The sequence below is a fragment of the Flavobacterium plurextorum genome, assembly GCF_002217395.1.
Taxonomy (GTDB): domain Bacteria; phylum Bacteroidota; class Bacteroidia; order Flavobacteriales; family Flavobacteriaceae; genus Flavobacterium; species Flavobacterium plurextorum.
The window spans coordinates 92079-105163 of sequence record NZ_MUHD01000027.1 but is presented as its reverse complement, the minus strand read 5'-3'; the positions used below and the strand labels follow the sequence as shown (position 1 = coordinate 105163).

Annotated in this window: 7 protein-coding genes; 4 read left to right on the top strand and 3 right to left on the bottom strand. The window is 34.7% G+C overall.

The features are described 5' to 3' along the window. Positions 1–28: 28 nt before the first annotated feature. From B0A81_RS14235 to B0A81_RS14225, 3 genes are all read right to left on the bottom strand, one after another. On the bottom strand, positions 29–2944 hold the full coding sequence (locus B0A81_RS14235) for an FAD-binding and (Fe-S)-binding domain-containing protein (protein WP_089058664.1): 2916 nt from the start codon (positions 2942–2944) through the stop codon (positions 29–31). Between the two features lie 94 nt (positions 2945–3038). Next, positions 3039–4967 (bottom strand): glucosamine-6-phosphate deaminase, encoded by a 1929-nt coding sequence (nagB, locus tag B0A81_RS14230; RefSeq protein WP_089058663.1) that lies wholly within the window; start codon positions 4965–4967, stop codon positions 3039–3041. 138 nt (positions 4968–5105) lie between these two features. Beyond that, on the bottom strand, positions 5106–5855 hold the full coding sequence (locus tag B0A81_RS14225) for a DeoR/GlpR family DNA-binding transcription regulator (RefSeq protein ID WP_089058662.1): 750 nt from the start codon (positions 5853–5855) through the stop codon (positions 5106–5108). Positions 5856–6099: 244 nt separating this feature from the next. On the opposite strand from B0A81_RS14225, the gene B0A81_RS14220 reads away from it, so the two are divergent. The 4 genes from B0A81_RS14220 to B0A81_RS14205 all read left to right on the top strand — a co-directional run bounded on the left by B0A81_RS14220 (position 6100) and on the right by B0A81_RS14205 (position 13042). Beyond that, on the top strand, positions 6100–9180 hold the full coding sequence (locus B0A81_RS14220; RefSeq protein ID WP_089058661.1) for a SusC/RagA family TonB-linked outer membrane protein: 3081 nt from the start codon (positions 6100–6102) through the stop codon (positions 9178–9180). 10 nt (positions 9181–9190) lie between these two features. Beyond that, positions 9191–10804, top strand: coding sequence for a SusD/RagB family nutrient-binding outer membrane lipoprotein (locus B0A81_RS14215; protein ID WP_123922187.1), 1614 nt, complete (start codon positions 9191–9193; stop codon positions 10802–10804). Between the two features lie 26 nt (positions 10805–10830). Continuing rightward, positions 10831–11733 carry a DUF4397 domain-containing protein gene (locus tag B0A81_RS14210; RefSeq protein ID WP_089058659.1) on the top strand — a complete coding sequence of 301 codons (903 nt, stop codon included), beginning with the start codon at positions 10831–10833 and terminating at the stop codon, positions 11731–11733. Between the two features lie 109 nt (positions 11734–11842). Beyond that, complete coding sequence (locus B0A81_RS14205; protein ID WP_089058658.1) at positions 11843–13042, top strand: exo-beta-N-acetylmuramidase NamZ family protein; 1200 nt, start codon at positions 11843–11845, stop codon at positions 13040–13042. Positions 13043–13085: the final 43 nt, after the last annotated feature.

Genomic DNA, 13085 nt, shown 5'->3' with positions numbered 1-13085 from the left:
AACTCATTAGGTTTAATTTATAAAAAAATTATTTCAAACAATCTCTTAAAATTGTTACTGGATGCATTGCTTTTCTATTTGTCCCGTCAAAAATTTGATGACGGCAGCTGGTTCCTGCAGCCGCGATTGCCGTTTTTGAATCGGTTGCACGAATTTTTGGAAACAAAGTATCCTCTCCCATTTGCATACTAATTTCGTAATGTTCTTTTTCATAACCAAATGAACCCGCCATTCCGCAGCAGCCAGAATTGTAAATTGTAACCGTGCTGTTTTTGGGTACATTCAGCATTGCAAAAGAAGCTTCAATGGTGCTTAATGACTTTTGATGACAATGTCCGTGAATCTTTATCGTTTTTTCTGTATCCGAAAATTGTCCAGAATGAATTTTTCCTTTTGCAATTTCTGCTTTAAAAAACTCTTCGACAGTAAAAACATTTTTCGACAGTCTTTCGGCACTTTCTTTATCTTTTGCCAATCGCAGATATTCGTCTCTAAAAGTCAATATTGCCGATGGTTCGATTCCGATTAATGGAATATCTTCAGAAATTAAATCCTTGAAAATATTCACATTTTTATTCGCAATTTCCTGCGCTTCTTCTAGAAAACCTTTTGATAAAAAGGCTCTTCCGCTTTCTTCATGATCTGTAATAATAACTTCGTAACCTAATGCGGTCAGAAGTTCATAAGCATCAATTCCGACTGAGACATCATAATAATTGGTAAACTCATCGCAAAAAAGATGTAACTTCCCATTTTTAAATGAATTGGTCTCTGCTTCTTTTTTATTTTTTTCGTACCATTTTTTAAAAGTTTTTGGTGCTAAAAGCGGTACTTGTCTTTTGGGTGCAATTCCCATACTTTTTTTAACCAAAGGTAAATTAGCAACAAAATTGGTCATTGATGGAGCAATGCTTCCAAACTTATTCAGTTTCGAGTTGAAAGCAAAAATTTTATTGCGAACAGAAAATCCGTTTGCTTTTTGATATTGGTATAAAAATTCTGCTTTTAAAGTTGCTACATCAACATTACTTGGACATTCGCTGGCGCAGGCTTTACAGCTCACGCACAACTCAAACACTTTATATAATTCTTCGTGGTCAAATTTATTGTCTTTTTCAGAATGGGTTAGATATTCTCTCAGCGCATTTGCTCTGGCACGAGTCGTATCTTTTTCATTTCGAGTAGCGCGATAACTCGGACACAAAGTTCCTCCCGCCGAAGGCAATTTTCGGCAGTCGCCAGAACCGTTGCATTTTTCGGCAGCCCTCAAAATCCCTAAACTATCAGAGAAATCCTGAATCGTTTTAATTTCTGGTTCTACTCTTCCCGCTTCAAAACGAAGATTTTCATCCATTTTAGAAGCATTTACAATTTTTCCAACGTTTAAAATAGTGTTGGGATCAAATGCTTTTTTTATTCGTTTCAGCAGTTCATAGTTTTTATCCCCAATCATAAAAGGCAGAAATTCTCCTCTTAAAATTCCGTCACCGTGTTCACCGCTTAATGAACCTCTGTATTTTTTTACCAAATGCGCGACTTCCGTGGATATATTTCTAAACTGGTGTAATCCTTCTTTTGTTTTTAAGTTTATCTTCGGACGCAAATGCAATTCTCCCGCTCCAGCATGCGCATAATAGATGGCACTTTGTCCGTGTCTTTCCATCATCGCCGCAAAATCGGCAATATAATTTGGCAGATCGCTAAGTTCAACTGCGGTATCTTCAATAGAATCGGCCGCTTTATCATCGCCTACAATACTTCCTAAAAGTCCTAAACCTGCTTTTCGAACCTCATTTACTTTATCAATATCAGCCCCGTAAATTTTAGGCAGAGCATAACCAAAATTATTATCCTCAAGATCTTTAATCAAAGCATCAGCCTGCAATTCGGCATCTTCCATACTAATATGTGATCCTACTTCAAGCATAATAACTGCTTTTGGTTCTCCCACAATAAAAAATCTATTTTTAGATTGTTCTCTATTGGTTTTAGTACAATCTAAAATGGTATCATCCATCATTTCGCAAGTGTACAAATGATGTTTCATTGCTGTAACCACAGCTTCTAAACTTTCATGAATCGTATGAAAATGTGCCACAACCATAATACTGTTTGTTGGCGGTAAATCGTCAACTTTCAAAGTAATTTCGGTTGTAAATGCCAAAGTTCCTTCACTTCCACAAAGTAACTTTCCTAAATTAATTGTACTTTCTGTTCCCGAAAATAATTCTGATTTTAACAGCGCATCAATAGCATAACCTGTATTTCGTCTGTGAATTTCAGGCTTTGGAAATTCTCTATTGATTTCATCCTGATTTTCTTTATTGGAAAGTTCGTCGTAAATCGTTTTGTAGATTTTATTTTCAAGCGAATCGCCTTTTGTCTTCTCTATAAATTCTTCGGAAGACAAATCTTTAAAAACAGCAATACTTCCATCACTTAAAACTGCTTTTATCTCAACAATTTTATCTCGGGTAACGCCATAACGAATCGAGGTTGTTCCTGATGAATTATTCCCCACCATTCCGCCGATCATGCAACGATTTGTAGTTGATGTAGTTGGACTGAAAAATAAACCATAAGGTTTTAAATATAAATTCAATTCATCGCGAATTACTCCGGGCTGAACTGTTATGGTTTTCTTTTCGGCATCAAAAGCGACAATTTTGGTAAAATGTTTCGAAACGTCTACAATAATTCCATTTCCTACAGTTTGACCTGCGAGAGAAGTTCCTGCGGTTCGCGGTGTTATTGAGATATTATGTTGTGAAGCAAAGCGAATGATTTTTACAATATCTTCTTCGGTTTTAGGAATAGCCACAGCTTCTGGCATAATTCTATAAGCAGAAGCATCTGTAGCGTACAGTTTTTTATGAAGATCATCATAAAAAAGAGTTCCTTCCAGCGAATCAGATAATTGTTGTAATTGGAGTAAATCAGGCATTATTTGATAATTGGTTGTTCGAGTAATTTAGAAAGTTGGATACCAAACAGGCTTTAAAAGCCTGTTTGGGTATTGATCCTAATCTTTGTATTTATTAATAATCAAAACGTTTAAAAGCTTCGATAGCTTCGTATTCTGCCAATCCTAATTCATCATATAAAACTGCCGTGTTTTTATTACGATCTTCGGCTCTTACCCAAAATTCTCTCGAATCATTTCCTTGAAACATAACTCGGTCTTTTTGAGATTGATGGTATAAAATGGCATGACGTTTCAACAGTACTTCTGATGGAGAAAGCGGAACGGCCATATCAATTTCATGAATATCCCATTCGTGCCAAGCGCCTCTGTATAACCACAACCAGCAGTCATCCATATATTTCTCAGGTTTCAATTCTTTCAAGGCAGCAAAAATCGCGTTTAAACATACTTCATGCGTTCCGTGAGGATCTGCTAAATCTCCTGCTGCAAATACCTGATGTGGTTTTATTCTAGCGATAATTTCTTTTACAATGGCAATATCTTCTGGTCCTAATGGATTTTTCTTGACTTGTCCTGTTTCATAAAACGGAAGATCTAAAAAGTGTGTATTTTCATCTTTTAGTCCGATGTATCTTGTTGCTGCATAAGATTCTCTTCTTCTAATTAATCCTTTCAGTTTTCTAACTTCGAGAGAATCGATTTGGTTTTCTGATTTGTTGTTCAAAAACTCAATTACAGATTTAAAATTGATATCGTTTGGGAGATTTTCTCCTGCAAAATCGTTGCAAACTTCAGCAAATTTAAGTGCTTCATCGTCTGTAACGGCAATATTTCCAGAGGTTTGATATACAACATGTACATCGTGTCCTTGTTTGATTAATTTTGAAAAAGTTCCTCCCATAGAAATCACGTCATCATCTGGATGCGGACTAAAAAGGATAACTCGTTTTTTAGCTGGATTGGCTCTTTCCGGGCGATGAGAATCATCTGTGTTTGGTTTTCCTCCCGGCCATCCTGTAATAGTATGCTGCAGGATATTAAACATGTTAATATTCAAATCGTAAGCTGAACCTTCCTGAGCCAAAAGATCAGACATTCCGTGATTGTTATAATCTCTGTCTGTAAGTTTTAATATGGATTGTTTAGTTTCTTTACAAAGCCAAACGATTGCTTTACTTTTTAATTCTTCAGTCCAAGTACATTCTCCAACTAACCATGGAGTTTCAAATCGGGTTAATTCTGATGCTGAAAATTTATCTAATACAAAAGTAGCATTTGAATGATTTTGCAGGAAAGTTGCAGGAACTTCTGATGTTATTTCGCCTTGAATTGTTCTTTTAATTATCGAAGCTTTGTTTTGTCCCCAAGCCATAAGTACAATTCTTTTTGATCTAAGAATTGTAGAAACTCCCATGGTGATTGCTCTTTTTGGAACGTTGTCAATACCATTGAAATCTGATGAAGCATCGACTCTTGTAATATGATCTAAGGTAATAATTCTAGTTCCAGAATTGATATGAGAACCTGGCTCGTTGAAACCAACGTGTCCAGTACGGCCAATTCCTAAAAGCTGAAAATCTAATCCGCCGGCATCTTTTATTTTCATTTCGTAATCAACGCAATACTGATTCAGTTCGTCTATTGCAATTGTTCCGTCTGGTATATTTACATTTTCAGGTTTAATATCAATATGATTGAATAGATATTGATGCATGAAATAATGATAACTCTGGCGATTCTCCTTACTCATAGGATAATACTCGTCCAGATTAAAAGAGATTACATTAGAAAAACTTAATCCTTCTTCTTTATGCAGACGCACCAATTCTTCATACACTTTTATAGGCGAAGAACCTGTCGCAAGACCAAGCACACACGATTCATTACTCGCTTGTTTCGATCTTATTAAATCAGCAATTTCATGAGCAACAATTTTTGAAGCTTCAATTGAACTTTCAAAAATTACATTGTGATTTTTTTCAAATCGGGTTTCTTCAAATTTTCCGGGTATATCGTAAGTCAAAGAAGCACTGGTTTTCATAATCTATTCTATTGGTTAAACTTTTTTGGTTTAACAAATATATACAAAAAACAAACCGATTTCATTATTTTGCGTGATTTAACAAAATAAAATCAAGATAATGCAACATAATGCAAATTAAACAAAGTAAAAAATTAGTTATAATATAAAAACACCTGATTTTCTATATTCCTCCAGCCTTTCATCTTCAGGATCCAATTCTGTAACAATTGTATCTAATTGATTAAGATCGCAAACTACGTGCGGCATTTTAGTATTTAACTTATTTGAAGAAAACATTGAAACAACTCTATCTGAAGCCTCTATCATCGCTTTTTTAACAATTGAAATCTCATATCCAATCTCGGTAAGACCTTGTTTAATATTGATACTGCTGGCACCAATAAAGCAAATATCGGCTTTAATTTTAGACACAACCTGAATCACATCCATACCAATAGTAACCATTGCGTTTTTTTGCATTTTACCGCCAATAAATATTAAATCAATATTTGGATGTTGCGACAATTGCATTGCGATTGGCAAACTGTACGTATAAATAGTTGCCTTTAAATCTGAAGGAATTAATTTTGCAAAAACCAAATTTGTACTTCCTCCGCTCATTATAATAACTTGGTCATCATGCAATAAAGACAATGCCTTGGTAACAATTTTTTTCTTTTCTTCTTCGGCAGATATTGCAATATTAAAAAGATCAACAGATTTCTCTGTAACCTGAACAGCTCCGCCATACACCTTCTCCAGCAGTTTTTTACTGTCCAATTCATTCAAATCTCTTCTTATTGTATCTTCTGACAAATCCAGAGCCAAAGCCAAATCTGTGGTGACAACTTTCTGTTCTTCAATGAGCTTAGTCATTATATATTTATGTCTCTCGGCTTTCAGCATATTTTATGAATGTTAAAATTCAACACAAATATATCAAATATTTCAATTGCAAGAAGATCTTCTACAGAAAACCGCAATAGTCTGCATTTTGAGGGTTAAAAAATAAAATCAGAAACAATTAACATCTAAAATATGCGTTATTTTGCAGTATTTGAATAATTTTTTGAAAAAAAATACACAATCCCGCATTTATTTGAAAATATTTTCTAAATTTCGCCATTCTAACCAAAACAATTAAGCCAATATGAAAAAAAAGTATTTAGTTCTTTTACTTTTCTTTTTCGGAATACTCGCAGGTTATTCCCAAAATTCAACCGTAAAAGGTAAAGTCACAGATGGTAGTGGAAACTCATTACCGGGAGCAAACATTTTAGTGCAGGGATCTAAGGATCAAACTTCAACAGCTGCCGATGGAACTTTTTCGATAAAAGCACGTCAAGGTGATGTTCTTCAAGTGTCTTACATCGGTTTTAACAACAAAGAAGTTATTGTAAACGGAAATGATTTAAAAATTGTTATTTCTGAAAGCGCTCAAACATTAAACAATGTAACAATTGTTGGTTCGATGGGTATTGTACGTAATAAATCTTCTTTAGGATATGCTGTTCAGGAAGTAAAAGGAAAAGAAATTGCAGACACACAACGTCCTAACTTTGCTACTGCATTACAAGGTCGTGTTGCAGGTTTAAATGTAACAAGTACTTCTGGTGCACCGGGTGCCTCGGCAGCGATTCAATTAAGAGGAGTAAATTCGCTTAGCGGAAGCAACTCTCCTTTGTATGTTGTAGATGGTTTACCTGTAAGCAACGAAACAATGGATCAAGGTTTAACTATTTCTAATGCTCCAAACAGAACTCAGGATTATACCAATAGAGGTGCAGATATTAATCCAGACGATATTGAATCTGTGGTTATCTTAAAAGGACCTGAGGCTGCAGCACTTTACGGAATGCAGGCTGGAAATGGTGCAATCGTAATTACTACTAAAAAAGGTAAAAAAGGTGTTGGAAGACTTACTTATTCTACAAATACAAGATTCGATAATTTATACCGTTTTCCAGAAACTCAAAAAGTATATCAAAGAGGTTCTGATGGTGTAAACAACCCAGACTATAGAAGACAATTTGGAACGGCTTACGAACCGGGAACTCAATTTTATAATAATGTTGAAAATTTCTTCAAAACTGCAGTTTCAACCAATCATAACCTTTCGTTTGAAGCGGGTACAGAAACTACTACTTACCGATTATCTCTTTCTAACTTAGAGCAAGAAGGTGTTGTGCCAAATACAGGTTACAGCCGTTTGACTGCAAATTTAAATGCTACTGCAAAAATATCTTCAAAATTAAGATCTGAAGCTAGTTTTAGTTTTACAAAATCAGACAATCAAAAAGCGGCAAAAGGAGCTGGATCTGCTGTACAAATTCCAGGTGTAAGAGATGCAGGATATTTACTTTCGCTTTTAACATGGCCGACAAATGATGATGCAAGTAATTACTTAAACACTGACGGCACAAGAAGAAAAATTACAAGCGGTGCTTTAGATACGGAAACTGATAATCCGTTCTGGGATGTAAACAAAAACTTATCTGAAGATTTTAATAACCGTTTTGTTACCAATGTTGGATTAGTTTACGACCCAACTTCTTGGCTTAACTTAACTGGCCGTGTGGGCTGGGATGTGAATTCTGCTCAAGGTTACAGAGCTATTCATCCAGAATCTGCTGCAGGAATTACTCCTGGAGGTTATATTGAATCATACTATTCTAATACCAGTAATTTAAACACTACTTTATTAGTTACTGCTAAAAAGTCATTCGGAAAATTCAATACCAAACTTATGGTGGGTAATTCTGTTAATGATAATGATTACAAAATTTTATCTACAACAGGAAGCCGTTTCTTCGATCCTAACTTCTACTCTATCAATAATACTGATGCTACAACGCAAAGATCTCAAGAGAGAATTATTCAAAGCAAAATTATTGGTTTCTTTTCTGAGGTGAGTTTAGATTATGACAAAACTGTTTATTTAACATTAACTGGACGTGAAGACTGGACTTCTGTATTACCAGATCCGTTTTTCTATCCTTCTGTTTCAACGAGTTTCGTTTTCACAAACTTAAACGGATTGAAAAACAAAGAAATACTTTCTTACGGAAAATTGAGAGCTTCTTATGCAGAAGCTGCTAATATTCCTTCTCCTTATTCTGCACAACCTGTTTTCAATCCGCAATTAACTACAGATGGTGGTTATGCGTATGGTGTTACAGGAGCAAATGCGAACTTGAAACCTGAATTCCGTAAATCATTTGAATTGGGTACAGAATTAAAATTCTTTAACAACCGTGTTGGATTAGATGTTGCTGTTTACAGCACAAAAACAATCGATCCAATTCTAAAAAATATGCGTTTAAGCTACGGAACAGGATTTGTTGTAACTTCTGCAAACTTTGGAGATTTACAAAACCAAGGTTTAGAGATTACTTTAAACGCATCACCAATTAAAAAAGATAATTTCTCTTGGAATGTGAGTGCTAACTTCAGTAAAACACGCTCTGAATTATTAAATCTTCCTTCTGTTATTTCTGAATACTATGTTTCAGATACTTGGCTTTACGGAAATGTTCGCGGCGGAGTTACAGTTGGAAATCCGTTAACGACTTTAACAGGAAATGATTATTTAAGAAATAATGCAGGTGACCCTTTAATTGATCCAAACACTGGTTACGCTTTAAAAGATCCAAACTTTAAAATTATTGGAGATAGAAATCCTGATTTTATGCTTGGTTTGCAAAACACTTTTACATACAAAGATCTTAGTTTATCATTCTTGTTAGACATAAGAAAAGGTGGTGATATTTACAACGGAACTGAATTCTATTTGTACCAAAACGGTTTGTCGACTAAAACTTTAGATCGTGAACAAACAAGAATTGTAAAAGGTGTTTTAAGAGATGGTTTAGAAAATTCAGCCACTCCAACACAAAACAATATTCCAGTAAGACCAAGTGTTCAAAACGAATATTACAGAACTGGTGCTATCGATGCTGATTTTATCGAAAAAGATATTAACTGGTTAAGAATGAGAGATATTACTTTAAGCTATCAAATGCCTTCTGAAATATTGAAAAAAACATTCATTAACGCACTTTCTCTTTATGTAACAATGACCGATGTTTTTATCATTACAAATTATACTGGAGCTGATCCTTCGGTTAATGGAACTAATGCTTCAACTGGAGGTGCTGGAGGAACAGGTTTTGACTTTGGAGTAGTTTCTACACCTAGAGGTTTGAACTTAGGATTAAAAATCGGACTTTAATTAATTGACAATGAAAAATATTAAAACATATATAGCCGCATTAGGTCTTGTAGCCACAATGATTTCTTGCAACGACTTAGAAGATATAAACGTAAATCCAAGTTTTCCTGTTGATGTTTCAGCACCAGCTTTAATGTCTCCAATCGAACAGCAAATGGCTGTAGGATTACAATTTGACAACAGATGTTTAGGACGATACACTCAAAATTTCAGTACGGCTACTGCTGGCGCTGTAGGAAGTGAATGGGACCGTTTTGGATATCAATCAAATAGTGATACAGGTGGTGAAATCTGGAAAATGGCGTATTTTTCTATTGGTTTAAACTTAACTAAATTACAGGAAAAAGCAGTTTCAGAACAACGTCATGATATTACTGGAATTGCAAAAGTAATCAGAGCTTGGTCTTGGCAGGTTGCAACTGATTATCATTCTGAATTAATTAATTTTGATCAAGTTTTTACTTCGCGTCTTTCTTTTGATTATGTTCCTCAGGAACAAGTATATGCTGAAGTGGTTCGTTTATTGAATGAAGGTTTAACAGATTTAAACCGTACAGATGGAAATGTTTCTCAGACTTATACTGCCGGCGGAGATAAAATGTATGGCGGAGACCGTACTAAATGGGTTAAGTTTGCTTACGGAGTTTTGGCTAGAAACTTAAACAATCAAATCAATAAAGCTTCTTACAACCCAGATAAAGTAATTGAGTATTGTGATAAATCATTGGCTTCTAATGCAGATAATGCTTTAATTAGATACAACGGAACTGTTTCTGCAGACATCAATTTTTACGGTCCTGGAAGAAATAATTTCAATACTTATCGTCAAACTGATTTTGCTGTGAGAACAATGGACGGAAGTCTTTTTGGAGGCACAAAAGATCCTAGAATTTCTAGAGTTTTGGTGCCGTCAGTAGGTCAATCTGAATTAGCTCCAGCATCTTCTACAAATCCAGATCCGAGTAAATATACTTTTAATGGAAACCCGTTAAATACTACAGCTTCAACAGTTGCAACAAACGTAAGCAGAATTCCAAATATTTATGGAACATATACTGCGGGAACTATTACAACTCCGGGAAGATATCTTTTTAGAGATAAAGCGAATTTCCCTTTAATGACGTATTCAGAAATTCAGTTTATTAAAGCTGAAGCTGCTTTTATAAAAGGAGACAAAGCCATGGCTTTAGATGCTTACAAAAAAGCAATTGATGCTAATATTGATTTTGTAAATACAAATACTGTTGTAAGTACAATTTTCCCTATTACATCGACTATTACGGCTGCTGAAAAAACAGCATTCTTAACCAATGTAAATATCGTTCCAACCGCTGCAAACTTGACAATCAGCCATATCATGCTTCAAAAATATGTAGCTTTATTTGGTTACGGTATGCTAGAAACTTGGACAGATTTGCGTAAATATCATTATAACGCAGATATTTACAGGACAATGAATTTTGTGCCAAACGGAGGTTTATTTGTTGACAATAATGGAAATTTACCATACAGAGTTCGTCCGAGATTTAACTCAGAATATGTTTGGAATTTTGATGCTTTAAAAGCGATTGGAGCTGATAAGGTAGATTACCATACTAAAGAAATGTGGTTTTCTAAAAATTAATGTCTTAAAAACTAAAAATCTATTAGATGAAAAATATATTTAACACCATAAAAAAGTCAATTATTCCAATTCTTGGAGTACTTGCATTTACATCCTGCGGCGACGAAAACGACCAGACTCCTTATCAGAGTAAAGACGGAATTGCAAATGCTTCTAACGTAAAATTTGTTCACGCAGCTGTTGGTCCAAATGGAACTAATTTTCAGATTAATTACTTTACAGGAACTGAAAAAATTTCGGCTGTAAGTGCTACAACCGGAGTGCCAGTCGGGATGAGTTATGGCGCTCAATATCCAGTGCCAATCAATTATGTTTTGATGAAACCGGGTACACAACCTTTAAGCGTTTTGACGCCTGCAACTCCTGCAGTCAGCATTTTCAATGGAAATATTGCTACTGAAACAGGAAAATATTATACGAGTTTCTTAGTATCAACACCGCCGTCTGTTACGCCGCCGGTATATTCTCTTTATCAAATAAACGACGATTTGGCTGTTGCTGATTTAGACAAAACTAAAGCCTATATTCGTTTTATAAATGTTATCAGTAATTCGGCTCCTGCAGGTTATGATTTAGGATTACTTAAAGAAACATCAACTATTGGTGCAACGCCAGTTACTACAAAAGAAGTTTATACCTATAGAAATGTAACATTTAAGGGCGGTAACGAAAAATACATTGCTATTGAGCCGCAAGACCCAATAGATACAAGAGGATATCAATTGCAGGTTCGTGTTGCAGGTTCTCCAACAAATGTTCCAGGAACAACTACAGGAACAACAATTGCAAACCTTGCCAATTCACCGGCAAATACTGCTTTTGTTCCTAGAGCAGGAAGAGTTTACACAATCTATTGCAGAGGAATTATCGGCGGATTACCAACTGCAACTTTAAATGCACCATCTGTTACTTTTATAACAAATAAGTAAGTTTAAAAATCGAACCACTTCAATCAAAAAGTGGTTCGATTTAATTATCTTATTTTATTTTTTCTCCTTTATTAAACGTAATTTTAATAGTAATTTAAACTTTTGTATTATGTTTCAAGCCTTTAAAAAAATCACTTTTATTCTATTTTTAATTGTTTCGAATGCATCGAATGCAAATTCGTCAACAGAAATTATTAAAAATAAAATCAATGATATCAGTAATGAAATTAAAACAGGAGCTGATAATTTCGAAAAATACATTCCTTTATTAAAAGATAAAAAAGTTGGCATTGTTACCAATCAAACCGGTCTTTTATCCAACAAAAAACACGTAGTAGATTTTCTATTAGAGAAAAAAATAAACATTCAAACCATCTTTGCACCAGAACACGGTTTTAGAGGAACTGCTGATGCGGGTGAACATGTAGTTGACGGAAAAGATTCAAAAACGGGATTATCCATTATCTCTCTTTACGGAGATAACAAAAAACCTAAGCCAGAACAATTATCTGGAATCGACGTGATGGTTTTTGATTTACAAGATGTCGGCGCACGATTCTATACTTATATTTCGTCTTTACATTATGTTATGGAAGCTTGCGCAGAAAACAATGTTCCGCTTATAATTCTGGACAGACCAAATCCGAATGGCGGAATTGTAGACGGTCCTCTTTTAGAAAAAGAATTTACCAGTTTTGTAGGTATGCATCCTATTCCGCTGCTTCATGGAATGACTATTGGTGAATATGCAAAAATGATCAATGGAGAAAAATGGCTTAAAAACGGAGCTCAATGCAAACTTACCGTAATTCCTTGCGTTAATTATAATCGAAAAATGGATTATAGTTTATTAGCAAAACCATCTCCGAATTTACCAAACGATCAATCTATAAATCTGTATGCAAGTTTGTGTTTGTTTGAAGGAACGAACGTAAGCATGGGACGCGGAACCGAAAAACAATTTCAAATTTATGGCTCGCCTTACTTGACAAAAACAAATTTCAGTTTTACTCCAAAACCAAATTTTGGAGCCAAAGATCCAGTCTATAATGGTGTCGAATGTTTTGGCGAAGATTTGACAACTTATCCTAAGTTAAAACAACTGGAATTGAAATGGCTGATTAAAGCGTACCAAAATACCAGTGATAAAACTAAATTCTTTAATCCTTTTTTCACAAAACTAGCGGGAACTAAGAAATTACAACAACAAATTGAAAGCGGAACTTCTGAAGAAAATATCAGAAAAAGCTGGGTGAAGGATTTAGAAGCCTTCAAAAAAATGAGAATGAAATATCTGATCTACCAATAAATTTTAATGCAGTAAAGAAAAATTAAAAATTAAAAAAAATCAA